Source organism: Pseudomonas sp. A125 (assembly GCF_055409485.1).
Genome location: NZ_JBUZVP010000021.1, coordinates 77,674 through 100,884, shown reverse-complemented (window position 1 = coordinate 100,884; position 23,211 = coordinate 77,674). Strand labels below are relative to the sequence as shown.

At 59.8% G+C, this 23,211-nt stretch carries 23 protein-coding genes, 1 tRNA gene and 1 pseudogene; 15 read left to right on the top strand and 10 right to left on the bottom strand.

The genetic code is table 11. The annotated features are described in order from the left end of the window. The first annotated feature begins 63 nt into the window (after positions 1-63). The 4 genes and pseudogenes from ACZRN6_RS25225 to ACZRN6_RS25210 all read left to right on the top strand — a co-directional run. Entirely contained in the window at positions 64-252 is a 189-nt protein-coding gene (locus ACZRN6_RS25225) for a helix-turn-helix domain-containing protein (protein WP_169894406.1), read from the top strand. Between the two features lie 233 nt (positions 253-485). Next, the gene (gene istA / locus ACZRN6_RS25220) at positions 486-2,045 is read left to right on the top strand and encodes an IS21 family transposase (RefSeq protein ID WP_464009136.1); all 1,560 of its coding nucleotides are present in this window, start codon (positions 486-488) and stop codon (positions 2,043-2,045) included. Next, complete coding sequence (gene istB, locus ACZRN6_RS25215) at positions 2,039-2,770, top strand: IS21-like element helper ATPase IstB (RefSeq protein ID WP_464009135.1); 732 nt, start codon at positions 2,039-2,041, stop codon at positions 2,768-2,770. Before istA ends, istB begins: the two co-directional genes overlap by 7 nt. Positions 2,771-2,978: 208 nt before the next feature. After that, positions 2,979-3,143: pseudogene (locus tag ACZRN6_RS25210) on the top strand (tyrosine-type recombinase/integrase); the annotation flags it as partial. 109 nt (positions 3,144-3,252) lie between these two features. On the opposite strand, the gene ACZRN6_RS25205 reads toward ACZRN6_RS25210, so the two are convergent. The 3 genes from ACZRN6_RS25205 to pvdQ all read right to left on the bottom strand — a co-directional run bounded on the left by ACZRN6_RS25205 (position 3,253) and on the right by pvdQ (position 6,797). Next, positions 3,253-3,786: a hypothetical protein gene (locus tag ACZRN6_RS25205; RefSeq protein WP_464009134.1), complete on the bottom strand. Its 534-nt coding sequence runs from the start codon at positions 3,784-3,786 to the stop codon at positions 3,253-3,255. A 426-nt stretch (positions 3,787-4,212) separates the two neighbouring features. After that, positions 4,213-4,286 (bottom strand) — tRNA-Cys (locus tag ACZRN6_RS25200). Positions 4,287-4,499: 213 nt separating this feature from the next. Beyond that, positions 4,500-6,797: a bifunctional acylase PvdQ gene (gene pvdQ / locus ACZRN6_RS25195; RefSeq protein WP_464009133.1), complete on the bottom strand. Its 2,298-nt coding sequence runs from the start codon at positions 6,795-6,797 to the stop codon at positions 4,500-4,502. 242 nt (positions 6,798-7,039) lie between these two features. On the opposite strand from pvdQ, the gene ACZRN6_RS25190 reads away from it, so the two are divergent. After that, positions 7,040-7,417, top strand: a complete 378-nt coding sequence (locus tag ACZRN6_RS25190; RefSeq protein ID WP_322144939.1) for a fe2+ zn2+ uptake regulation protein — start codon at positions 7,040-7,042, stop codon at positions 7,415-7,417. A gap of 1 nt (position 7,418) precedes the next feature. On the opposite strand, the gene ACZRN6_RS25185 is transcribed toward ACZRN6_RS25190, so the two are convergent. Next, the gene (locus ACZRN6_RS25185; protein ID WP_003207574.1) at positions 7,419-7,613 is read right to left on the bottom strand and encodes a hypothetical protein; all 195 of its coding nucleotides are present in this window, start codon (positions 7,611-7,613) and stop codon (positions 7,419-7,421) included. 172 nt (positions 7,614-7,785) lie between these two features. Between ACZRN6_RS25185 and ACZRN6_RS25180 the strand changes: the two genes are divergently transcribed. Next, positions 7,786-7,923, top strand: a complete 138-nt coding sequence (locus ACZRN6_RS25180; RefSeq protein ID WP_010171564.1) for a hypothetical protein — start codon at positions 7,786-7,788, stop codon at positions 7,921-7,923. 58 nt (positions 7,924-7,981) lie between these two features. Here the strand turns inward: ACZRN6_RS25180 and ACZRN6_RS25175 are convergent, their stop codons facing one another. From ACZRN6_RS25175 to ACZRN6_RS25155, 5 genes are read right to left on the bottom strand one after another with little or no spacing between them, the layout of a single operon-like run. Further along, the gene (locus ACZRN6_RS25175) at positions 7,982-8,722 is read right to left on the bottom strand and encodes an ABC transporter permease (RefSeq protein WP_322148679.1); all 741 of its coding nucleotides are present in this window, start codon (positions 8,720-8,722) and stop codon (positions 7,982-7,984) included. A gap of 32 nt (positions 8,723-8,754) precedes the next feature. Next, on the bottom strand, positions 8,755-9,954 hold the full coding sequence (locus ACZRN6_RS25170) for an ABC transporter substrate-binding protein (protein ID WP_464009132.1): 1,200 nt from the start codon (positions 9,952-9,954) through the stop codon (positions 8,755-8,757). Then, positions 9,941-10,744, bottom strand: coding sequence for an ABC transporter ATP-binding protein (locus ACZRN6_RS25165; protein ID WP_464009131.1), 804 nt, complete (start codon positions 10,742-10,744; stop codon positions 9,941-9,943). Before ACZRN6_RS25165 ends, ACZRN6_RS25170 begins: the two co-directional genes overlap by 14 nt. After that, positions 10,741-11,802, bottom strand: coding sequence for an acyl-CoA dehydrogenase family protein (locus ACZRN6_RS25160; RefSeq protein WP_464009130.1), 1,062 nt, complete (start codon positions 11,800-11,802; stop codon positions 10,741-10,743). The genes ACZRN6_RS25165 and ACZRN6_RS25160 overlap by 4 nt, the downstream gene beginning before the upstream one ends. Positions 11,803-11,854: 52 nt before the next feature. After that, complete coding sequence (locus ACZRN6_RS25155) at positions 11,855-12,415, bottom strand: carboxymuconolactone decarboxylase family protein (RefSeq protein WP_322144935.1); 561 nt, start codon at positions 12,413-12,415, stop codon at positions 11,855-11,857. Between the two features lie 102 nt (positions 12,416-12,517). Here ACZRN6_RS25155 and ACZRN6_RS25150 point away from each other — a divergent pair, with 102 nt between their 5' ends. Further along, positions 12,518-13,423 (top strand): cupin domain-containing protein, encoded by a 906-nt coding sequence (locus ACZRN6_RS25150; protein ID WP_464009129.1) that lies wholly within the window; start codon positions 12,518-12,520, stop codon positions 13,421-13,423. Here the strand turns inward: ACZRN6_RS25150 and ACZRN6_RS25145 are convergent. Next, positions 13,414-14,331: a LysR family transcriptional regulator gene (locus tag ACZRN6_RS25145; protein WP_464009128.1), complete on the bottom strand. Its 918-nt coding sequence runs from the start codon at positions 14,329-14,331 to the stop codon at positions 13,414-13,416. The genes ACZRN6_RS25150 and ACZRN6_RS25145 overlap by 10 nt on opposite strands. Before the next feature lie 119 nt (positions 14,332-14,450). Here ACZRN6_RS25145 and ACZRN6_RS25140 point away from each other — a divergent pair, with 119 nt between their 5' ends. The 8 genes from ACZRN6_RS25140 to glgA all read left to right on the top strand — a co-directional run bounded on the left by ACZRN6_RS25140 (position 14,451) and on the right by glgA (position 23,198). After that, positions 14,451-15,446, top strand: coding sequence for an aldo/keto reductase (locus ACZRN6_RS25140; RefSeq protein ID WP_322144932.1), 996 nt, complete (start codon positions 14,451-14,453; stop codon positions 15,444-15,446). A 115-nt stretch (positions 15,447-15,561) separates the two neighbouring features. Next, the gene (locus ACZRN6_RS25135; RefSeq protein ID WP_464009127.1) at positions 15,562-17,556 is read left to right on the top strand and encodes a methyl-accepting chemotaxis protein; all 1,995 of its coding nucleotides are present in this window, start codon (positions 15,562-15,564) and stop codon (positions 17,554-17,556) included. A 92-nt stretch (positions 17,557-17,648) separates the two neighbouring features. Then, positions 17,649-18,104 carry an SRPBCC family protein gene (locus ACZRN6_RS25130; RefSeq protein ID WP_322144930.1) on the top strand — a complete coding sequence of 152 codons (456 nt, stop codon included), beginning with the start codon at positions 17,649-17,651 and terminating at the stop codon, positions 18,102-18,104. 154 nt (positions 18,105-18,258) lie between these two features. Further along, positions 18,259-18,705: a DUF411 domain-containing protein gene (locus ACZRN6_RS25125; RefSeq protein ID WP_322144929.1), complete on the top strand. Its 447-nt coding sequence runs from the start codon at positions 18,259-18,261 to the stop codon at positions 18,703-18,705. A gap of 3 nt (positions 18,706-18,708) precedes the next feature. Next, entirely contained in the window at positions 18,709-19,140 is a 432-nt protein-coding gene (locus tag ACZRN6_RS25120) for a YqaA family protein (RefSeq protein WP_464009126.1), read from the top strand. Between the two features lie 55 nt (positions 19,141-19,195). Then, positions 19,196-20,209 (top strand): alpha/beta fold hydrolase, encoded by a 1,014-nt coding sequence (locus tag ACZRN6_RS25115; protein ID WP_464009125.1) that lies wholly within the window; start codon positions 19,196-19,198, stop codon positions 20,207-20,209. A gap of 25 nt (positions 20,210-20,234) precedes the next feature. Then, complete coding sequence (locus tag ACZRN6_RS25110) at positions 20,235-21,188, top strand: D-2-hydroxyacid dehydrogenase family protein (RefSeq protein WP_464009124.1); 954 nt, start codon at positions 20,235-20,237, stop codon at positions 21,186-21,188. Positions 21,189-21,638: 450 nt separating this feature from the next. After that, positions 21,639-23,198, top strand: a complete 1,560-nt coding sequence (glgA, locus tag ACZRN6_RS25105; RefSeq protein WP_464009123.1) for a glycogen synthase GlgA — start codon at positions 21,639-21,641, stop codon at positions 23,196-23,198. Positions 23,199-23,211: the final 13 nt, after the last annotated feature.

The following is a 23,211-nucleotide window of genomic DNA, read 5'->3' as shown; positions in this document are numbered from 1 at the left end:
GCAATTACCTAACATTCGCCATCGGGATATTGGCGCGTAGGCAAGAGGTTAGCAGTGGAAACGATGACGCTCGGTGAGGTGAGTCTTATTCTAAAGATTACAGAACACACGGCACGAAATCGGCTGAGCATGGGATTACCTATGCCTCCGTCATTTCGCGTTGGCCGTCGTCGTTTGTTTCTTACGCAAGAGGTTGAGCGCTGGCTCGCACAGCAAGCGGGTGTCGACCTTCTTATGGACCGCACACGTTAAACCTGCATGCGTAGGCCGCACCCGGCGACATCGATAACGGAGGGTAAATATCGCAGAACGTGCCGATTAAAAAACCAAACACTGGATGCACAAAAGGCCCGGAGCAGCAACTCCGAGCCCTTTGATAGATGAAGCAGGCCATACAGCGCCTACGATTCTCAGCGTCCCTCTATCGGCTGTCAAGGCCGAGGGGCAGGTATTGCCTGCCATTCAGACGTACGACCGGAGTTTTAATGAGAATCAGGATTGAGCCACGCCTGCTGCGGGAAGCTGTGCGTTTGCATTACGGCGCTCACCTTTCAGCACGGGAAATGGCGAGCTGTACCGGGCTTTCACGTAACGGTTTAAACCGCTTGCGTCAGCACTTGGAGAAAGTCGAGTTTGATCTGACCCATCTTGATTCGATGAGTGACGACCAGCTCTATCAGAGCCTGGGGTTGAAATCTTTCAGAGGGTTTCGCCTGAAAGCCAGCCCGGATTGGAACTGGGTGCATGTCGAACTGCGCAACCCCAGCGTTACCTTGGAGCTGCTTTGGCGTGAGTGGCGGGCCACAGAGCCAGACGGCATTGCCTATTCCCAGTTTACCGCAAGCTATCGAGCGTTTTTGCGGCAGCGACCACTGGTGATGCGCCAGTTGCACCTGCCTGGGGACAAGCTGTTCCTCGGCTATGCAGGACAGACAATGCCCATTTTCCTGGCTGATCGAGCCGAAGCGCAGTATGCGCAAATATTTGTCGGTGTCTTGGGCTACTCCGGCTATACATTTGCGTGCGCGGTTTGGAGTCAGCGAGTCAGTGACTGGCTGCAATGCCATGTGGAGGCATTCAATTTTTTCGGCGGTGTATCCCGGTTGCTGGTTCCGGACAACCTAAAGGCCGCGGTTATCAAGCATGGCCGCGATGAGGTGCAGCTTAATCTCACCTATCAGCAGCTTGCCCATCACTATCAGACCACGATCTTGCCAGCGCGCCCACGCAAGCCGAAGGATAAGGCCAAGGCTGAAACAGGGGTGAAACTAATTCAACGCTGGCTGTTGGCAGCGTTACGGCACCGACGGTTTTTCAGCCTGGAAGAACTCAATCAAGCCATTGCCAGCCTGCTCCCGGAGTTCAACCAGCGCCCATTCAAGCGACAGCCCAGCAGTAGTCGGCAGAATCTTTTTGTAGCCACCGAGGCATCAGCACTTCTTCCGCTACCAGTACACCCATACGAACATGCGGATTGGCGCTTCAAAGTGCGGGTACGCAGTGATTACCTGGTCGAATACGACGGTCATCACTACTCCGTCCCCAACCGGTTGGTGCAACAGCACGTGGATCTACGGGCAACTGCGCAGGTGATTGAGGTCTTCCATAACCACCTGCGTGTCAGTAGTCATCCGCGCCAAGCCACTCCCGGCATCAGCGTGCATGCCGAACATCGGCCGCTGAACCACCAGTACTACATCGACAGCGAGCCTGCGGCCCTTCTGCAATGGGGGGAAGGGGTTGGCCCGTCGGTACTTCAACACCTGCGTTATCACCTGACCGAGCGGGCCGATGTTGCTAACGGCCACAAAGCGGCAAGCGCCTTACGACGCGAGGCACGCGTTCATGGTGAAAGCCGCTTGGAGGAAGCCTGTGCGTATGCCTTGAGCATCAAGACCTTTGCCCTGAAAAGCCTGCAATCCATCTTGCGCGAACAACCGGATAAACGCCCCAGCTTGAATGCCCAACCCGCCTCGACGCCCTCCCATGAAAACCTCCGTGGCGCTCAGTATTTTGCCGATGAAAAGGACCGTTCGACATGCTAAACCAACCAACCCTAAACAAACTTCAGCACCTCCAGTTACCCGGCATGGCCAAGGCGTATCGAGAACAACTGGAGCAACCGAGCAAACAGCAACTGTCCTTCGATGACAGGCTAGGATTGATGGTTGATCATGAACTCAATGATCGCGAGAACCGCAAGCTGCAACGGCTGCTAAAGCAGGCAAAACTGCGCTATGCCGCACACCTCGAAGATGTGGACTTGCGCAGCAGTCGAGGGCTGGACGCACAGGTGATCGCGGGGTTGACCAGCTGCGACTGGATATCCCGACAGCAAAACTTGCTGGTGACCGGGGCTACAGGGACAGGCAAGAGCTGGTTGGCTTGCGCCTTTGGAAGTCAGGCGTGCAGACAAGGCTTTTCGGTCATCTACAAAAGCGCCTCGAAGCTCTACGAAGAGTTGCAGACTGCGATAGGCGATGGCTCGTTGCCAAAATATCGCACGATGTTGAGCAAAGCGCGTCTGTTGATTCTCGATGACTTTGGTCTTGCGCCCGTGGAGCCAGTAGTGGGTTACACGCTGCTGGACATTGTCGATAGTCGCATGCAAACCGGCTCATTGATTATCACCAGCCAATTTCCGACAGAACACTGGCACAGCCTATTCGTAGACGCGACATTGGCGGAGGCTATTTTGGATCGGATCGTGCATCGATCGCATCGGATCCTCCTAAAAGGCGAATCGTTGCGTAAACAAGCGATGAAGTAATAACTCACTGGCAGAGGGGGCATTACCCCTTCTGTTTTTTGGGGGCCGCTGGGTCAGTGATCAGCATGTGCTGAGTTGCAGCATTGAGTGGCTCATAACCACCAGCGCGGTGGCTCACAATCGCTGGAATGGGTGGCTCACAACCACTGGAAACAAATGTCACAACCACCAGCGCCCACAATCAAGGCCGGTGCTGACGGCGACTCAAGCCCTAGCAGTTCTGATCCGCCAGTTCCAGTTCAAGGACATCCGACCGAAGGCCGCCAGCGAAATCGCATTGACACACGCCAGCCGCCTGCTTGGCCACAGTACCGAAGAGATGACTAAGAAGGTGTATCGTCGAGTAGGTGAGATAGTCAAGCCAACTAAATAAGAAAATTGTGCCAGGCAACTTGGCAACTACTACAAAAAAACCGGAAGATATCGCGTTAAAACGCACTCAACACAACACCAATAGTTACCTCGATGACGGCAATAAAAAGTCAAACTAACCCGTAGACGTCCGCGACATACTTACCTAAAGCTTCGCGCGAGAGACGCAGAAGTTTCCGCACATCGTAAATAGAGTCTTCAAAATGAAACTCAACCCAATCATAGCTCCTACTTACTACAATTGCGCCTACTGCATCTCTAATAGATGCTGTTGGCATTGAGCTGGTGACAAAAACGGGTGCACCGTTCCCGATGGGTACACCGTTTATTCGGCAGCCATGGAAGGTAACTTCACTATTGCCGTAAATTCGTATTGCATTACCTATCCTGACCGTGCTGGATGGGGAATCCTTCCTTATTTGAGGCTTCAACCTATCGTGCTTATTGAAATTCGTGTAGGAGCACAAATCGGAAAGCCACGTATTATCACAAACATGAGGTTGAATTGAAAGTACAACCGAAAGCAAATCTGGTCTTTGCTCGGCCAAACCAGGCATATTTTTAGCTAAACTCTTAGAAAACTTTTCCTCATCGGCACCGTAAGGGAAATAGGGTGTGTTTTTTTCTTGGTATAGCTTTCCCATATATCCTGTGCCGAATACTCAAGAATACTCCTAAGATGCTCCATGGTCGACTTTACAAGAGGCTTCAGAACATCCTTTTGTAGCTCATCAGAACAGGCAGAGTCATATCTCTCATCTATCCTTTCGAAATTGGAATCACACTCGCTAAATAAAGCTTGAATGTCAGAGTAACGATTCATAAGTAGCTTTTATCCAGTTAGGGAAGGTTAGATACCTCTTGAAAGGTAGCATCATGCCACCTAAGTATTCAACGACGATATCTCGGCAAAAAATTGTGCTCAAGATCCCTCCTGAACGTTTCCGGGCGGGATGAAATCGGCCATCGAATGAGACTGGATTGCGGAAGGCATCCCAAAAGTTGCGGAAGGGATTGAATCGCAGGCAATAAAAAACCCCGTAGATCATTGATCTACGGGGCTTTAAGAGTGGAGGCCGAGGTCGGAATCGAACCGGCGTAGGCGGATTTGCAATCCGCTGCATAACCATTTTGCTACTCGGCCTCAAACGATCAATGCCTTACAACCGACATTCACCGCATATAAACTTGAGTGGGCTCTGTGAAGCTACCTCTACTCTATCTCATTGAAAACATTGAAGTTTTTAATGCTTCAGTGCGTTCGATGGGCGCAATTATGTACTCATTTGCCGGGGCTTGCAACCCCTTGATTTCAAAAAATATTCTCTCAAGGGGCCGGGTTTGCCGGTTGGGTACCCTACCGTCCTGCCTCGTCCTTGTCACGGATAACCTGCAATTGGTACTGCGGGTCGGCCTTGATCTGCTGCTCGGTAAATGGCAACGCGCTGAGTTTTTTCTCGGAGAACGCCTGGGTCTGGTCCTTGAAGTATTTGGAAGCCGGGTCGCTGGATAACGAGAATGCCAGCACGCCCTGGGCATGCGGGCCATTTTCATCGAACGTGACGATTTGCAAGTAGCTGCTGCCGCTGATTACCTCGCGCTTGCCATCGGCCATCGGTACGCTTTGCATGGCGTTGTACACGCCCAACTCTTGGGGCCCGCCGTGGATCGGCGTTTGGCCCGAGACCTGGATATCACCCCAGCGGCTATCGGCCGTCAGGCCGCGCTTGGCCACGTCGGCAGCTGATTCAAGCATCGCTTCATGCAGCGCCTTGGCCACATCTGCCCGTTCAACTGCCAGCCCACTAGGCGTGGTCAGCGGTTGCGACGGGTCGAAAGCCAGCTTCCATGCATCCGGCGCTTGCGCCAGTTGCTGCGCCAAATTGATGAAGTGCAGCAGGCCCACGCCGCTGTCGAGGTTGGCGCGCTGGTCCCAGCTTTTCAGGCTGTCGCACACCGGTTTCACGGCGGCGTCGGCGCCCGCGCAATATTTCAGCAGGTCCGGCATTACTTGGCTGGCGAGGTACACCTGGTTGTCCATGACCATGTCCTGCAAGTCGGCGACGCTGATCGGTTGCTTGTCGAGTTCCTGCAGGCGCTGTAAGGCGAACCGGGCACGCGGGCCCAAACCGATGTTCTCCTGGCTGATCACCGGCGAGAACCCGGTCAGCGGCGCCTTGGGGTTGACCAGCCACGCCGAGTCATTGGAGTGCTGTACGTAATCGGTGCGTTGCAGTTGCGGTAACTGGTCGGCGGGGAAAATCCCGGCCTGGGCGGCACGCGGGTCCACGTCCCAGGCACAGGCGCTGCGGGAGCCGTCGAGCATAATGAACTGCAGGCCCACCCGCGGATCGCTGCACTGCGCGAGTTTTTTCGCGCTGACGTTCGGCACCACCGACAGGTTCATATACAGGCTTTGGCCCTGGTCATCCGCCGCCAGGGTGTTGACCCACGGGATACCTTGCAGGGTGTGCACCGAGGTTTGCAGCTGGTTGAGATCCGCCGCGCGGTTCATCGCATACCACTGTTGCAGCACCCGGTCGTTACCCAGGTTGGCGTCCCGCAGGCTGAAGGCGTATTTGTTGTCCCAGTCCAGCTTGCCCGGCCATTGCACTACGGGCCCGAATTGTGAGCTATAGACCGTACGGGTCTGCTCCTGGAGGCTGTTGCTGGCGGTTTTTACCTGCACTTTGATGCTGGTTTTTTCCATGGCCACGGATTTGCCGTCCAGCATATAGCGGGTCGGGTCCTTCGGGTCGAGTGTCAGGCGGTACAGCGTGAAGTGCTTGGACGTATCAACGGTGTGCGTCCAGGCCACGTGTTGGTTGAAACCGATATTGATCACCGGCAGGCCCGGCAACGCGGCGCCCATTACGTCGAGCTGGCCGGGAATGGTCAGGTGCATTTCGTAGAAACGCATGCCGCCCACCCACGGAAAATGCGGGTTGGCCAACAACATGCCGCGCCCGTTGAATGACCGGTCACGCCCCACCGCCACCGCGTTGCTGCCGCGGTCCAGGGCAAACCGTTGCTGACTGGCAGCGGCGACATCAAACGCCTTGGCATCCACCTGGGCAACAACATTGGGCGGCCTGGCGCCCACCAATGCCTCGGCAAACTGCCCGACGCCACCTTCCACCAACAACCGGCGCGTCAGCTTGACCAAGTCCTCGGCAGTAATCGGCCGTACCCAGGCCGCCTGGCACTGCGCCGGCAAGCCTTGGGCGGTACGCTCCTTGAGGTAGCGATTGTAGCCGGCGACATACCCTTCAATGCGCTGCTGCAGCGGCGCAGGTTGCGCCTTCCAGAACGCTGCCACGGCTTCGGGGGTGTTCAGCCAGGTAAAGAACACATCGTTGGCCAGGTTGTTACGCCCCTCCAGTGTCGCCTGCTCGGGGCCAAAGTATCTGGCGCGCTCGCCATTGACCGTCACCACCTCATTGGCCAGCAGGCACAGGTTGTCCTGGGCGTAGGCGTACCCGATGCCGTAACCCAGCCCGCGTTCATCGCTGGCCCGGATATGCGGGACACCAAAACTGGTACGCCGGATCTCGGCCGTGGCCTGTTGGTCCTGCACCCGCGCCGAGGCCGAAAGACTCAAGCCAAGTAACACCCCGGCCACACACACTCTGGACAACCCGTTGGAAATAATCACGCAGACTCCGCAGCCGAATTAAACACCGTAGCGAGACACAGCTTCGCCAACACCTCAGTTAAGACGTAAAACCGGGGAATAATTTAGCCGCCGCAGACGTTTATTCGGACATGCCGGTATGTCTCCAGGATGTTACCGACAAAATTTCTACATCCCGCACTTCATGATTTCGGCTGCTCGTACGTCTTATTAACCAAGAGCGCCATCATTTTCCTGATCAGGCTCTGATAAGGAGTTTTTGCATGTACAACCCGCAACTGCCCACGGAAGGACACTCATCCATGCATGACGGCGGTTTTACCACCGGCGACCAGGCATTCGGCAAGGTGCCGGAGCATGGCAACCAGCGCATTCGTCATTTGCTCAAGTGTTTTGGCCTGCGCACCAGCCTGATCCGGCTGAAGGTCATTGATGCGCTGCTCACCGCCGCCGACCATCAGCGCACCCTCGGCGTGCGGGGCGTACACAGCCACTTGCTGGAGTTGGGTATCCCGTTGTCGTTTCTCAGCGTGCGCGAAGTGCTCAAGCGCCTCTGCGCCGAAGGCGTTATCACCCTCAATGCCGACAAAAGCTACAGCCTGCACGAGCAGGCTGCCAAAGTCCTCGAAGGCCGGGCCTGACTCAGAGGTTGGGCTTGACCTTGCGACGCATCACACCGTTGATCACCACCACGGTCACTGCCACGGCGATGGCGATGTACTGGAAGGTCTTTTCGCTGATGACCCCATTGTTTTGCAGGTAGGACAGGCCAAACATCGTCCCCAGCACCAACAGGGAGATCAGAATCGAGTATTTCAAGCGTTGCTTTTGAGTCATGACAGATTCCTGAAGCTGAAAATTGTATCCACTTTGTATCGGCTACCACACCAAGCACATACCCATTGACGGGGATGGAATGGGGTCGGCGGGGTCTCATGTTACAGGCGATGAAAAACTTTGGCTTGTCCAACGCCTGATTGAACCTGTGAGTACCCTAGAGGATTTGGAAATGCTTCGTCGAATCACACTGCTGATTCCCTTGCTGATCATGTTGAGCATGAGCGGCTGCATTATTTTCCCCCACGGCGGCGGCGGTTGGCATGACCATCGCTACTACGACGGCGGACCGGGGTATTACCATCGCTGATCACGCTGCATAAACAACAAACCCGACAGCACGTCGGGTTTGTTGTGAAAGGCCAGGCCTAACTGTTGGCGCCGTGCACCCAGCGCTGATGCAACCAGCGTGCGAACGCATCCAGGGCAAAACCCAGCAAGCCGATCAGCAGCACCATCGCCATCAACTCCGAGTAGGCCAGGCGGTCACGGGTGTCGAGGATGTAATAACCCAGCCCTGCACTCACCCCGAGCATCTCGCATGGCACCAGCACGATCCACAGGATCCCGATGGCCAGGCGCACGCCAGTCAGCACGTGCCCCATCACCCCGGGAATGATCACCCGGCGCAAGGTTTCCCAGCGTGTCGCACTCAGGCTCTTGCTCAGTTGCAGCCAGCGCGGGTCGAGCTGACGTACCCCCGCCGCGGTATTCAGCAAAATCGGCCAAACCGCCGCGAACGCCAGCAGGAAGTAGATCGGCTGGTCGCCCACGCCCATCACCATCACCACGATGGGCATCCACGACAGTGGCGAGACCATCCGCAGAAACTGGAACGCCGGCGTGGTCGCCGCCTCCAGCTTGCGTGAGCTGCCCACCAGCAAGCCCAACGGCACGCCAATCAGCAACGCCAGAAACAGGCCCACGAAGATCCGCTTGAGGCTCACGGCGACGTTCAGGTACAGCTCGCTGCGCCCCAGCAACTCCCACAGGCTGGTAAGGGTGGCGGGCAGCGAAAACCGCGCAGACAAGCCGTCCGCACTGCCAAAGACCTTCACCCCCAACCACCAGAGCAACAACAAGCCGGCCAGCCCGCTCAAGCCGAGCATCCAGCCGGGCAACGCCAAGGTTCTGCCGTTGTTCAAACGCCAATCTCCTCGTTTCGCTCGAAGCCTTCCGGCAAGCCGAAGGTCTTCATGCCGCCCACCGCCGCGATCGCGTTGCGCACGAAGCGGTCGTCTACCAGGTCTTTGGCGACGAAGGCGGGGTCCAGCTCGGCGAGGAACTTCTTGTCGCCCTCGATCAGCGTGTCTTTCAGGCGGCGCACCAGCTCTTCGGTGTAGCTGGGGAATGGGTACGGCTGGAAGTCGATGCGGTGTTCGTCCCAGTTGGCGTGCTGGATAGCGCCGTCGGCGAGGTAGGCCGCGCGGTCGCTGGCAGCCGGTGCCAGGACTTTACGCAGCACCGGTTCGGCATGCGGCGTATAGCGGTTCTCGCCGTCCTTGGACAGCAGTTTTACCGCCTCTTCACGGTTGTCGCGGGTCCAGACCTGGGCCTTGACGATCGCATTCACCACCTTCTGCGACCATTCCGGGCGGTTGGTCAGGTCGTGCTCGTGCATGAACACCACACAGCACGCGTGGTTGCGCCACACGTCGCCGGTAAAGCGTTGCACGCGGCCCACGTTGAGGTTTTCGGCCAGGGCGTTGAACGGCTCGGCCACGATGTAGCCGTCAATGCGCTTGCTGGCCAGGGCCGGCGGCATGTCCGAGGGCGGCAGCACGATCAGGTTGACCTCATTGGCAGCAATCGCGCTGCCGGCGGCACGGGCCACTGGCGTCAGGCCGTTGTCGCGGAACAACTGCTGCACCACCACGTTGTGAATCGAGTACCAGAACGGAATCGCCACCGACTTGCCGCCCAATTGCTTCACATCGGTAATGCCCGGCGACACGGTCAAACCCGAGCCGCCCACATGGTTCCAGGCCACGATCTTGGCCGGCACCTGGCTGCCATACCGCGCCCATACGGTCATCGGCGACAGCAGGTGAATCACGTTGACCTGGCCGGAAATAAACGCCTCGATCACCTGCGCCCAACTGCGCAACAGCACCGGGCGCTCGGCCTTGATGCCTTCGGCTTCGAACAGGCCATTGTTGTGGGCTACCAGCAACGGCGTGGCGTCGGTGATCGGCAAGTAGCCGATGCGTACCGGTGCGTCCGGCTCACTGGCCGCCCGGGCCTGCAAGCTGTTGAGCAGTGGCAAGGCCCCGGCGGCACTGAGCACGGCCGAGAGTTTGAGAAAATCACGGCGCGAGTGAGTGAGGTCATCCAGACACATGGCAAGGCTCCAGCAGTTCAGGGGGTTGGGGTTCAGTGCGGCTCGCCCGCCGTAGGGTTTTGAGAATTTCGATGCGCAGGGTGCCGATGGCTTCCACTTGTTCTTCCCGCGGCTGCGGCAGGTCGATCCGCCATTCGCCGAGGGTCCGCGCCGGGCGGTTACCCAGTAGCAGAATCCGGTCAGACAACAACAGCGCTTCGTCGATGTCGTGGGTGATCAACACTGCCGCCGAGCCTTGCTCGCGGTTGACCTTGAGCAGCAGGCGCTGCATGTCGGCACGGGTCACTTCATCCAGGGCGCCGAAGGGTTCGTCCAGCAGCAACACCTGGGGCTGGCGCGCCAGGCATCGGGCCAGTGCGGTGCGCTGGGCCATACCGCCGGAGAGCGCCGCCGGGAATTGCTGGCGAGCGTGTTCCAGGCCGACGGCGTGGATAGCGTGGTCGACCCGCTGGCGGCGTTCTTCAGGGCTGAGGTGCGGTTGACGGGCAAAGTCCAGGCCGAAGGCGACGTTCTTTTCCAGGCTCAACCACGGCAACAGGCTGGGGTCCTGGAAGGCCACCGCCACCCGTGGGTGCGGGCCATTCAACGGCTCGCCGAGCAAGCTGATGCTGCCGCCCTGGGGCGCCTGCAAACCGGCGAGCACCCGCAGCAGGCTGGACTTGCCAACGCCGCTGGGGCCCAGGATAGACACCACTTCGCCGGGTTGCAGTTGCAGGTCAAAACCTTCCAGCACCGAATGGCCCGCGTAGCCCAGGCAAATTCCCTGGGCGTGCAATACCGCCTGGCTCATAGATTGGCCTGACGGTTCAGCTCGGTGCGCAACTGCACCAGGCTCGGCGTGACGATGGGCACAAACGCCGACTCGCGCCAGCGCCGCGCAAAGCCGCTGCCATGGGCGGTCAGGTAAGCCTTGCCGCCGCTCGCTTGCAGTTCAAGCTGCACCGCGCTGGCGGCGATTTCCGCCAGTGCGATGCGCAAGCGAAACAGCGGCACCGGTTCGGTGCCGAAGCGCCCGGACAGCAGGCCTTTCTTGAGGTCGTTCACCGCCTGTTCAAGCGACATACGCAACACTTCCAACTCTTCACGTAACACGGTGCGGCTGGAGCCCAGGTGGTTGGCCACCTCGGCCAGCGAACGCCGGGCGAGGCCGATGGACATGCCGCACTGCAAACCGAGAAACGCCGGACGTACGGCCGGCAGGAACTTGCGTGCATCCTCATGCAGCAGCCAGTCGCGGCTCAGTTCCACCGCTTCAAAGCCCAGGGCCGCGGTGTTGCTCGATTGCAGGCCCAACAGCTCCAGGTCACGGGAGCGTTGCAGGCCGCTCACAGAGTCGGGAATCGCCAAAATAAACGGCGCGTCGCCCGCGACATGCTCGATGGCGGCTGCCACCACAAACCCGTTCTTGCGCAGGTTGGTCACCCAGTGCAGGCGGCCATTGAGGTTCCAGCCGTCATCGGTCGGCTCGGCGCTGATTTGCAGCGACTCGATCCCCGACAAAAACTTCATCGCATTGGACAGCCCAGTCGCTCCGGCCAGCTTGCCACTCAGCAAGTCCGGCAGCAGTTGTTCGCGCAAACGCTGGTTGGGGCTTTGCAACAGGTACTCGATAAACGAACGTTGGCCCCAGCACACAAACGCCGAGGCCAGGGAATGGCTGGCCACGTCAGCGATGGCTTCCACCGCACCGGTCACATCGCCGCCCAGGCCACCGAGGTCCTTGGGCACACCGATACGTAATACATTGGCCTCTGCCAGCCGTGGCAGCACTTCCTGCGGATCGCAACTGCCCACATCCAGGGCCTGCGCTTGAACATCGAGCCAGCGGCTCAAGATTGGGTCAAGCATTCATGTTTCTCCTTGTTACAGCCTGTTGACCATCGCGAACGCTTGCGCGCCTTCAGCTTGCCGGTTTTTCCCAACGGTATTGCGCCAGCTCCGGGTTCAACGGGGTGCGGGCAAACACGTTGGCGAAGTTGCACAGGGTGGCCAGACTCACGCCCAGGATAACCTCCAGCGCGTGACCGTCGGTGTAGCCGGCCTCTCGGAACGCGGTGTAGCCGGCGTCGCTGACATCCCCCCGGGTGGCGATCACTTCGCGCGTGAACGCGGCGAGTGTCTCATACCGCGCGTTGGGCAATTCACCGCGCTGGCGCAGGGCGTCGATTACGTCTTCCGGCAGCTTGGCCTTGTTGCGCGCTACGGCAGTGTGCCCGGCGACGCAGAAATCGCAACCGTGGTTGGTGGCCGCAATCAATTGCACCACTTCGCGGTCGGCCAGGCTCAGGTCAGCCTTGGCGTTCAGGCCAGACACCGTAATGTAGGTTTCCAGTGCCGCCGGAGCATTGGCCAGCACCGCCAACAGGTTGGGGATGAACCCGGAACCTTTCAGGGCATTTTCCAGAAAGGGCTTGGCCGCTTCAGGCGCGGTTTGCAGGGTTAGCATCGGTACGCGGGACATGGAGTGGTCTCCTCATGGATTCGTGTACCCAGTCTGTTGGTTATAAAAAATCCGCTCAATAGTCTAAAGTAGCGATTACTTGCTCTAGAGTCTTTCCGTTAGATGAATTCGTCCAGTTCCCTTGTCGATTGGTTATTAGATAGCCTCGAACTCAACACCAGCCTGTTCCATGTCGGGCGGTATTGTGGCGACTGGCGCGCCAGCACCCACGGGTTGGCCAGCGCGAGTTTCCATCTGGTGGTGCAGGGGCAATGCTGGCTGCACATTGACGACGATCCATCACCCCATGCACTGAACAATGGCGATGCGGTGTTCCTGCTGCGCGACCTGGCCTATCGCCTGTCCGGCGACGCCACCGCCGCCGGCGCCCAGGAATGCCCGCGCAAGCCGATGCTGCCCCTGGACAACCAGGCGAATGACGGCGTGGGCCTGGTGTGCGGGTTCTTTCGTTTCCAGTCCGGGCTGTCGGCGATGATTGTCGACACCCTGCCCGCCTGGATCATTCTGCGGGCCGGCGACCCTTCGCTGAACGCTGCGCGCAACCTGTTCGAATTGATCCTGCAGGAGTGCGAGCGCACACCGGCGCCCTCGCCCGCGCTGCTGGAGCGCCTGTGCCACTTGCTGTTTCTGTATGTGCTGCGCCAGCAGGTGCTGGACAACGCCGACCTCGGCGGCCTCGCAGCGCTGGCTCGGCAACCGGCATTTGCCAAACTGCTGGAACAATTGATCGCACACCCGGCAGATCCCTGGACCCTGCAAAGCATGGCCGCCTGCACCGGCTTGTCGCGTTCGGCGTTCTTCAAGCGCTTTAATGAACTGTGCGGCCAGTCGCCAGGGCAAGTGCTGCTGATGATGCGCGTGCGCCACGCCTGCCAGTTGTTCAAGCAAGACCAGACGGTAGCGGACGTATCCCTCGCCGTGGGGTATCAATCGGTGGCGGCGTTTACCCGGGCGTTCCATAAAGTCACCGGCTTTCAGCCCGGTGCCTATCGCAAGGCTCAAGGCTGACGCTGCAACCCGTTGCCCGGCCGGGCGCAAAGCTCCACCAGCCAATCGACAAATACCCGCACCCGTTGCGACAGCTGGCGGTGTGGCGGGTACAGCGCGGTCAGTGGCAACCCGGGCGGTCGCAGGTCTGCCAGCACCTCCACCAGTGTTCCCGCGTCCAGTTGGCGAACAGCGTGGTAGTAAGGCGTTTGCACCAACCCATAACCCGCTTCACAGGCCGCCAGGTAACCGTCCGCGCTATTGACCGCCACTTGCTTGGGCAGGTCGACCAACCGTATGTCCTTGCCGATCTGGAATTCCAGGCCATACCGTTTACCGCTGGTGCTGGAGAAATATTCGACCACTTGATGGCCGGCCAGGTCATCCAGCGTCGACGGCATGCCGAACTGCTGCAGGTAACCGGGGCTGGCGCAGGTCACCTGATCCATCAACGCCAGCGGCCTGGCCACCAGTGACTCGTCCAGCGCCAGGCCACCGCGCAACACGCAATCCACACCTTCACGGATCAGGTCCACCGGGCGGTCGTTGAGGCCGATTTCCAGGTCGATCTGCGGGTAGCGCGTGGTGAACTCGGGCAGCGCCGGGATCACCAGGAAACGCCCGATGCCCGACGGCATATCAATACGCAACGTGCCGCGCGGGTTGCGTCGGCTGGTGGAGAACACCGCCTCGGTTTCTTCAAGGTCGGCCAACAGGCTCACGCAGCGCTGATAGTAGGCCGAACCGTCCAGGGTCGGGCTGACCTGGCGCGTGGTGCGCTGCAACAACTGCACGCCCAGGTGCGCCTCCAACTGCTTGATCAGGATCGTTACCGAGGCACGCGGCAGTTGCAGGCTGTCGGCCGCTTTGGCAAAACCGCCCAGTTCGACGATCCGCACGAACACACGCATGGCGTTAAAACGGTCCACAGGCCGGCTTCCTTGATGGATTATTTAGAATTTCATAATAGTGATAGTGGTTTTAGCCGGTTTATCCAGGTTTTGTCGAGGATAACAATGGACCTCTTCCCCATACAGGAGCTGGACCCATGCACACACGTCAACTCGGCAAAAACGGCCCCCAGGTTTCCGCCATCGGCCTCGGCTGCATGGGCATGACCGATTTCTACACCACCGGCACCGACACCGCTGAAGCGATCAATACCCTGCACCGTGCCCTGGAGCTGGGGATCAACCTGCTGGACACCGCCGACATGTACGGCCCCCACACCAACGAAGAGCTGATCGGCAAAGCCATCGTTGGCAAGCGCGACCAGGTCTTTCTTGCCAGTAAATTCGGCATCGTGCGTGACCCGTCAAACCCGACGATACGCGGGGTAAATGGCCGGCCGGAGTACATCCGCGCGTCCATCGACGGCACGTTGCAGCGGCTCGGCGTGGAAACTCTGGACCTGTATTACCAGCACCGTATCGACCCTGACGTAGCGATTGAAGAAACCGTTGGCGCCATGGCCGAGTTGGTCAAGCAAGGCAAGGTGCGTTACTTGGGCTTGAGTGAAGCGTCGGCCGCCACGCTGGAGCGCGCGCACAAGGTGCATCCGATCAGCGCCCTGCAAAGCGAGTACTCGCTATGGAGCCGCGACCAGGAAGACAACGGCTGCCTCGCGGCCTGCCAGCGCCTGGGCATTGCATTTGTGCCTTACAGCCCCCTGGGCCGGGGCTTCCTGACCGGCGCACTGAAAAGCCCGGACGATTTCGCGGCGGATGACTACCGCCGGTCCAGCCCGCGCTTTCAGGGTGAGAACTTTGCAAAGAACCTGTTGCTGGTGGAACAGGTGCAGGCACTGGCCGCCGACAAGGGCGTGACGGCTGGGCAGTTGGCGTTGGCGTGGGTGTTGGCGCAAGGCGATTACTTGATCCCGATTCCGGGGACCAAGCAACGCAAGTACCTGGAAGAGAACGTCGCGGCACTCGAGGTCAAGTTAAGCCCGGCCGAGTTGGCGACACTGGAGGCGATCTTCCCGGCCAATGCGACGGCAGGCCTGCGTTATCCGGAAGCTGTTATGCAGATGCTGGATAAATAGGCGCACCCACAACTTCTTGCACCATGGTACCTAAAGCTCGTCCTTCCCAAGCCGATAGCCCGTCGAAGCTCTAACAAAGCCGCGTCGATAATAAACGCTTCGTAAGGACGACCCCATGCCCTCATTGCGCTCTATCCAAGCCCGTTACACCGTGTTTCTGGTGCTGTTCGTCCTGTTGTTATTGGTCTTGACGGTCGTGGGCATCGGACAGTTGGTGGCGCCCACACTGCGCCATACCGAGGAGCAGGTGGTGCTCAATCGCATTGCCGAAGTCGCCGGGCAGATCCAGGGCGAACTGAACAAGGTGCAGGCCCAGCAACGCAGCATCACCCAAACCATTCCCCTGCTCGACAGCGACGCCATCGACAAGGTGCTGCCAGGCCTGGTGGACCAGTACGGCGAACTGAAAGTGTTCGGCGGCGGCATCTGGCCGCTGCCCAACCAGCGCACACCGGGGCGTAACAAGCACAGCACCTTCTGGCACCGTGATGCCTCGGGCAAGCTGGCAGTGAATACCTTCTGGAACAGTGACGCAGCCCCCAACTACTACGACCAGAGCTGGTACAAGGGCGGCCTCGCCTCGCCCCGCGGCCAATGCGCCTGGGCCGCCGCCTACAAGGACGACGCCAGCCAGGAGCCACGCACCAACTGCGCCATGGCGATCCAGCGCGACGGCGCGGCCTACGGCGTCGCCACCATCGACGTGACCCTGGGTTTCTTCAACGACCTGGTGGCCAGCAAGGAAAAAGACCTTGGCGGGCAAATGCTGATCGTCGAAGGCGACGGCAAGATCATCAGCAACAGTACCCGCATCAGCGGCCCGATTGTGTTGAAGAACATCAGCGAGCTGGCCGGCACGTCGGCCTTTGCCGCCCAGGTCAGCGCCGGGCTGGCCCATCGCGACCAAAGCCTGCAACGCAGTGAGTTCGACAACCAGGGCGTGGCCAGCACCTTCTTCATGCGCCCGATCGAAGGCACGCCGTGGTTCCTCGCGACCGCGCTGCCGACCTCGCTGATCACCGCCCAGCGCGATGACGTGCTCGGCACGCTGGCGATGCTGCAAATCCCGATGATTTTGCTGTTGGTGCTGTTGCAGGTGTATGCCATCCGCCAGTTGGTACACCGGATGACCGCGCTGAAGACCAACATCGACGCGCTGTCCAACGGCGACGCCGACCTGACCCGGCGCATCACCATCCGCGCCGAGGATGAGCTGGGCGCGATTGGCCATTCAGTCAACCGCTTTATCGTCTACCTGCAAAACATGATCGGTGAAGTGACCCTGGCCACCGGCGCCATGTCGTCAAGCCTGGCACAGTTGCAGCAGACATCGGCCCAGACCAACCAGATTCTGGTGCGCCACGCCTCGGAAACCGACCAGACCGTAACCGCCATCACCGAGATGAGTTCCACCGCCGACACCGTCGCGGAAAACGCCGCCGAAACCGCCGCGTTCACCCAGCGTGCCAACGAGCACGCTGACCGTTCGCGAGTGGTGGTGGGCGAAGCTTCCCGCAGCGTCAGCGCGTTGATCGGTGAAGTCTCCAGCGCCACCCACACCGTGGAAAACATGCGCCAGGACGCCGAGCGCATCACCGAAACCCTCGGGGTGATCGGTGCCATCGCCGGCCAGACCAACCTGCTGGCGCTCAATGCGGCCATCGAAGCCGCCCGGGCCGGCGAACAGGGACGGGGTTTTGCGGTGGTGGCCGACGAAGTGCGCGCCCTCGCCGCCCGTACTCAGGCCAGCACATCGCAGATCAACGAAATGCTCGCGCGCCTGACCACCGGCGTGAGTTCCTCGGTGACGGCCATGGAAGCCACTCAAGCCAGTTGCCAGTCTGCGGCCGATGCCACGGCCCGGGTGAACACCGGGTTGGACGAAATGGCCGGCTCCGTCAGCCACATCAACAACCTCAGCACCCAGATCGCCACCGCCGCCGAACAGCAAAGCGCAGTGACCGAGGAAATCAACCGCAGCATGGTGCACATCCGTCACATGGTCGAAGAGCTGGTGCAAAGCGGCCACGCCACCGAACACAACACCCAGAGCCTGCTGGATGCGAATGGCCGGGTAATTGCTTTGATGGGCCGCTTCAAGGTGCGTTGAAAAAAATAGCCCGGACGCTCCCGTGCAATGCGCGGGAGCCCGGCTATTCTGACAGTTCGTTGTGCTTAGTCCCGCCACACAGGAGGTGTGTCATGCACGCAGTTGAGCACCCGATCCGCACTCAACACATTTGTCAGGAACGCTATATCCAGGCCTCGATCGAGTCAGTTTACGATTACGTCACCCAACCGGATCGCTGGCATGAATGGCATCCGACATCCCTGGGCGCCGACACCGGCATCACCGGCTCATTACCCAGCGGCCACCGTTTTACCGAAACCATCGATCTGCTGGGTGTGCGTGTTCCCATGAGCTATCGGGTGCAGGTTGCGCTGCGGCCGAGGGAGTTCAAGACCGCGTTCACTTCGCTGGCCGTCGACGGCTGTATCCACTATCTGCTGCAGGCCAAAGGTTCTGGCACCCTGTTCAAACGCATCCTGACCTATGAAACCGAACTGCAACTGACCACCCTGCATGAGCGCATGATCGAGCTGTCCAACCAGGCTCTCGACCAGCTCAAGCAGCGCCTGGAATCCCCGCCTGCCTGACAAAACCGTCATCTGCCCCTCAGTTTTCCGACAGCTCCAGGCCGTTATTCTGGCGCTGTCGGTTTTTCGTAAAACCTCGTAACACTCCCGGGAAACCCTCGTGTAAAAAGCAGGGAGAATGCCCGGCTGTTGCCCTTTATCTGACGAGATGATGATGAAAACCACCCTGCGACTGGCCGCGCTGTCGGCCCTGCTCATGAGCACCCTGGCCCAGGCCGCCGAGCTGATCCCGATTGATGTGCACCGCGATGCCAACTGTGGTTGCTGCAAGAAGTGGATTGCCCACCTGGAAAGCAACGGGTTCAAGGTCAACGACCATGTGGAACCCAACATGAGCGAGGTCAAGCAGCGCCTGGGCGTGGCGCCGCGCCTGGCGTCTTGCCATACCGGCGTGATCGACGGCAAGTTCGTCGAAGGCCATGTACCGGCCGACCAGGTGCTGGCCCTGCGAAAACGCGACGACTTGCTGGGCATTGCGGCGCCGGGCATGCCGCTCGGCTCGCCGGGCATGGAGATGGACGGCAGCAGCGATGCCTATCAGGTGATCGGCCTGACCCGTGAAGGCAAAGAGGTGGTGGTGGCCGACTACCCGGCACGCTGATTGATGCTCGCCGGTTACCTCGGGCTGTTTTTCGCCGCCTTCGGCGCCGCCACGCTGTTGCCGATGCAATCGGAAGCGGTGCTGGTGGGGTTGTTGATCAGCGGGCATTACAGCCTGTGGCTGCTGCTCACGGTTGCAACCGTTGGCAACGTCGTGGGCTCGGTGGTCAACTGGCTACTGGGGCGTTCGGTTGAGCGTTTCAAGGACCGGCGCTGGTTTCCGGTCAGCCAGAAGCATCTGCAGAAGGCCCGCCTCCACTATCAACGCTGGGGGCATTGGTCGCTGTTGCTCAGTTGGGTGCCGATCATTGGTGATCCGCTGACCTTGGTGGCTGGCGTGATGCGCGAGCCTTTCTGGCGCTTTCTGTTGCTGGTGTCCCTGGCCAAAGGTGCGCGCTACGGGGTATTGGTCATGCTTACCCTGCACTGGATTTAATCTCCCGTTAATCCCCTCGCCACAGCATCCGGGCACTGTTCCCGGAGCCTACCCCATGTCCAAAATCCGCTCATTCTGCGTCGCCGGCCTGCTGCTCGGCAGCGCCCTTCCCGCCTTCGCCGCCACTGAGGGCCCGACCTACGGCCCGGAACTGCAAGGTTTCAAATACCCTTACCCGGTGGAGCACTTCACCTTCCAGTCCCAGGGTAAATCCCTGCAAATGGGCTACATGGACGTGCCGCCCAAAGGCAAAGCCAACGGGCGCAGTATTGTGTTGATGCACGGCAAGAACTTCTGCGGCGCCACCTGGGAGGGTTCGATCAAGGCCCTGAGCGACGCTGGCTACCGGGTGATCGCCCCCGACCAGATCGGGTTTTGCACCTCCAGCAAGCCGGACAATTACCAGTACAGTTTCCAGCAACTGGCGATCAATACCCACCAACTGCTGGAAAAACTCGGCATCCAAAAGGCCACCCTCCTCGGCCACTCCACCGGCGGCATGCTTGCCACGCGCTATGCCCTGCTGTATCCCGCGCAGACCGAACAGCTGGCACTGGTGAACCCCATCGGCCTGGAAGACTGGAAGGCCATCGGCGTGCCTTATCGCAGCGTTGACCAATGGTACGAGCGCGAACTGAAACTGACCGCTGAAGGCATCCGCAAGTACGAACTCGACACTTACTACGTTGGCCGCTGGAAGCCTGAGTACGAGCGCTGGGTGGATATGCTCGCCGGTATGAATAAAGGCCCCGGCCACACCCAGGTGGCGTGGAACTCGGCGTTGATTTACGACATGATCTTCACCCAGCCGGTGTACTACGAGTTCAAGGACCTGCAAATGCCCACCCTGCTGCTGATCGGCACGGCCGACACCACCGCAATAGGCAAAGACCTGGCACCGCCTGCGGTCAAGGCGAAAATAGGCAACTACGCGGTGTTGGGCAGGCAAGTGGCCAAGCTGATCCCCCATGCAACCCTGGTGGAATTCCCGGGCCTGGGCCATGCGCCACAAATGGAAGAACCGGCACAGTTTCACAAGGCGCTGTTGCAAGGGCTGAACGCCCTTTAATCCAACCTTTACGAGGCACGCGTGCATGTCGGTACAGATCGCAGTGATTGATGATTGGCAGAATGTGGCCAGTGGCGTGGTGGACTGGTCGGTCCTGGCGTCGGTCGGCCAGGTGCACTTCCTCCACGATTACCCGGCGGACACCGCTACATTGATCCAGCGTTTGCAGGGTTTTGAGGTGATCTGCGTGATGCGCGAGCGCACCCCGTTCGACCAGGCACTGCTGCAAGGCTTGCCCAAGCTCAAGTTGCTGGTGACCGGTGGCATGCGCAACGCCGCCATCGACATTTGCGCGGCCAAGGCGCTGGGCATTCAAGTGTGCGGCACCGACAGTTACAAGCACGCGGCCCCGGAACTGACTTGGGCGCTGATCATGGCCTCTACCCGCAACCTGCTGGCCGAAGCCAATTCCCTGCGCAGCGGTGGTTGGCAGGTGGGCCTGGGCGGCGACCTGCATGGCAAGACCCTGGGGATTCTCGGGCTGGGCAGCATAGGCCAGAAAATCGCCAAATATGGCCAGGTGTTTGGCATGCGCGTGATTGCCTGGAGCGAAAACCTCACGCCGGAACGCGCCGCCGAAACCGGCGTGACCTGGGTCAGCAAGCGCGAGCTGTTTGAGCAGGCGGATGTGCTGTCAATTCACCTGGTACTCAGCGACCGCAGCCGCGGGCTGGTAGACGCCGAGGCGCTGGGCTGGATGAAGCCTACTGCGCACCTGGTGAATACGGCACGTGGGCCGATTGTCGACGAGGCGGCCCTGATTGACGCCTTGGCCAATGGTCGGCTGGCGGGCGCTGCACTGGATGTGTACGCCCAGGAGCCATTGCCTGCCGGGCATGCGTTCCGGCAGTTGCCGAATGTATTGGCCACCCCTCATGTGGGGTACGTCAGCGAGCAGAACTACCGCCAGTTCTACCAGCAAATGATCGAAGATATTCAGTCATGGGCCAAAGGAGCGCCCCTTCGCGCACTAAGCTAGTGCACACATCCCACCTCCCGTAGCAGCTGTCGAGCGCCAGCGAGGCTGCGTAGGGCGCACTGCCGATCTTGAACCGGAGCGCGTCCGACGCAGCCTCGCTGGCGCTCGACAGCTGCTACGGCGCTCATGAAAAAAATTTTGTCCTACAAAAATCTCCTACAGACCGCACAGGCTCTGGGATCTGTCCTAGACTCATGACCGATGGGTCCGATCCAAAACAAAAACCCCGCAAAAAATCGAAACTTTCCAACTCTGCCGTAGGTCAGGTTTAAGGTAAGGCGAGCGCTGACGGTTCACACCGAATGCCCGTCCATCACTCTATTTAAGACTCCAGCACAACTGGCATAAGGCTTGCCAGTCTGTGTAGCGCTTGTGCGCCTGGCCGCAGGATGCGGTCAACCTTTGCTGATTGCCAGATGCCATCAGCCGACCAACACATGGGAGAGAACTATGATCAGTGCCGCTGTAGATACTCAGGGAGAGCGTTTTAGTCAGCCGGTTGGCGGGCCGACCTCACTGGCCGACCTTACCAACACGCTGCGGCCCGTTCAGAGTCAGAATCCCAACCGCAAGAAAGTGCTGTTTGTGACCTCCGAGCTGGCAGACCTGGTGAAAACCGGCGGCCTGGGCGACGTGTCTGCCGCCCTGCCCCGCGCCATGGCGCACCTGCACGATGTGCGCGTGCTGATTCCTGGCTACCCGCAGGTGTTGGAAAGCGACAACCCCATTCATATCATCGGTGAGCTGGGCGGCCATGCTGCGTTGCCACCGTGCAAGATCGGGCGCATGGACCTCAAGGACGGCCTGGTCATCTATGTGCTGATCTGCCCCGAACTGTATGAGCGTGAAGGCACGCCTTACGGCGCCAACAACGGCCGCGACTGGCCCGATAACCATATCCGCTTCGCCCGCCTGGGCCTGGCCGCCGCCGATATTGCCGCCAACCTTGCGCAAATCCACTGGTGCCCGGACCTGGTGCACGCCCATGACTGGCCAGCTGGCCTGGCGCCGGCCTATATGCACTGGCGTGGGTCACGCACCCCGACGCTGTTCACTATTCATAACCTGGCCTATCAGGGCGTGGTCAGCCTGGCCTCGTGCCCGGAACTGGGGATTCCCGAACACGCCTTGCAACAAGAAGGCATGGAGTTCTACGGCAAGCTGTCGTTCCTTAAGGCCGGCATGGCGTATTCCAGCCACATCACCACCGTCAGTGCCACCTACGCCCAGGAAATCACCACCCCCGAATTCGGCTGCGGCCTGGACGGCTTTCTCGCCAGCAAAACCCAGCAAGGCCTACTCAGCGGCATTCCCAATGGCATCGATGAAAGCTGGGAATCGTCCACCGACCCGCACCTGACCCACCCTTTCAACATCGGCGACTGGGAAGGCAAGGCGTTGAACGCCGACCATGTGCGTAACCTGTTCGGCCTGGATGCTTCCACCGGCCCGTTGTTCGCTGTGGTTTCGCGCCTGGTCTACCAAAAAGGCCTGGACCTGACTGAAGCGGTCGCCGGCTTTATTGTCGAAAACGGCGGCCAAATCGCGATCATCGGGCGCGGCGAGCCGGAAGAAGAGCAAGCCATGCGCGCCCTGGCCCTGCGTTTTCCCGGCCAGGTTGGCGTACGCATCGGCTTCAACGAGACCGACGCCCGGCGTATGTTCGCCGGCAGCGACTTCCTGCTGATGCCGTCCCGCTATGAACCCTGCGGCCTGAGCCAGATGTACGCCCAGCGCTTCGGCTCATTGCCGGTTGCGCGCAACACCGGGGGCTTGGCCGACACCATCGAGGATGGCGTCACTGGCTTCCTGTTCAACGAATCCACCGTCGAAAGCTACGAAGCGGCCCTGAGCCGTGCGTTCAAGGTCTTCGCCTTCCCGGGCTTGCTCAACGCCATGCGTTGCCGAGCCATGGCGGCACCGTTCAACTGGTGCAAGGCAGTGGAACCCTATGCCGAACTTTATGAACAGCTGGTAGCGAAATCGCTGGGAAGATCGGGGAAACAGTAAAAAGAGGTCTTCA

Bases quoted from the DNA above. Each gene is read 5' to 3' on its own strand.
- ACZRN6_RS25175 (WP_322148679.1), bottom strand. From the start codon at position 8,722: ATGCTCGGCTTGAGCGGGCTGGCCGGCTTGTTGTTGCTCTGGTGGTTG.
- ACZRN6_RS25160 (WP_464009130.1), bottom strand. From the start codon at position 11,802: ATGCTTGACCCAATCTTGAGCCGCTGGCTCGATGTTCAAGCGCAGGCC.
- istA (WP_464009136.1), top strand. From the start codon at position 486: ATGAGAATCAGGATTGAGCCACGCCTGCTGCGGGAAGCTGTGCGTTTG.
- ACZRN6_RS25130 (WP_322144930.1), top strand. From the start codon at position 17,649: ATGCACGCAGTTGAGCACCCGATCCGCACTCAACACATTTGTCAGGAA.
- ACZRN6_RS25185 (WP_003207574.1), bottom strand. From the start codon at position 7,613: ATGACTCAAAAGCAACGCTTGAAATACTCGATTCTGATCTCCCTGTTG.
- ACZRN6_RS25170 (WP_464009132.1), bottom strand. From the start codon at position 9,954: ATGTGTCTGGATGACCTCACTCACTCGCGCCGTGATTTTCTCAAACTC.
- ACZRN6_RS25115 (WP_464009125.1), top strand. From the start codon at position 19,196: ATGTCCAAAATCCGCTCATTCTGCGTCGCCGGCCTGCTGCTCGGCAGC.
- ACZRN6_RS25120 (WP_464009126.1), top strand. From the start codon at position 18,709: ATGCTCGCCGGTTACCTCGGGCTGTTTTTCGCCGCCTTCGGCGCCGCC.
- glgA (WP_464009123.1), top strand. From the start codon at position 21,639: ATGATCAGTGCCGCTGTAGATACTCAGGGAGAGCGTTTTAGTCAGCCG.
- ACZRN6_RS25135 (WP_464009127.1), top strand. From the start codon at position 15,562: ATGCCCTCATTGCGCTCTATCCAAGCCCGTTACACCGTGTTTCTGGTG.
- ACZRN6_RS25155 (WP_322144935.1), bottom strand. From the start codon at position 12,415: ATGTCCCGCGTACCGATGCTAACCCTGCAAACCGCGCCTGAAGCGGCC.
- ACZRN6_RS25165 (WP_464009131.1), bottom strand. From the start codon at position 10,744: ATGAGCCAGGCGGTATTGCACGCCCAGGGAATTTGCCTGGGCTACGCG.
- ACZRN6_RS25180 (WP_010171564.1), top strand. From the start codon at position 7,786: ATGCTTCGTCGAATCACACTGCTGATTCCCTTGCTGATCATGTTGAGC.
- ACZRN6_RS25225 (WP_169894406.1), top strand. From the start codon at position 64: ATGACGCTCGGTGAGGTGAGTCTTATTCTAAAGATTACAGAACACACG.
- ACZRN6_RS25190 (WP_322144939.1), top strand. From the start codon at position 7,040: ATGTACAACCCGCAACTGCCCACGGAAGGACACTCATCCATGCATGAC.
- ACZRN6_RS25205 (WP_464009134.1), bottom strand. From the start codon at position 3,786: ATGGGAAAGCTATACCAAGAAAAAAACACACCCTATTTCCCTTACGGT.
- ACZRN6_RS25110 (WP_464009124.1), top strand. From the start codon at position 20,235: ATGTCGGTACAGATCGCAGTGATTGATGATTGGCAGAATGTGGCCAGT.
- ACZRN6_RS25125 (WP_322144929.1), top strand. From the start codon at position 18,259: ATGAAAACCACCCTGCGACTGGCCGCGCTGTCGGCCCTGCTCATGAGC.
- istB (WP_464009135.1), top strand. From the start codon at position 2,039: ATGCTAAACCAACCAACCCTAAACAAACTTCAGCACCTCCAGTTACCC.
- ACZRN6_RS25150 (WP_464009129.1), top strand. From the start codon at position 12,518: ATGAATTCGTCCAGTTCCCTTGTCGATTGGTTATTAGATAGCCTCGAA.
- ACZRN6_RS25140 (WP_322144932.1), top strand. From the start codon at position 14,451: ATGCACACACGTCAACTCGGCAAAAACGGCCCCCAGGTTTCCGCCATC.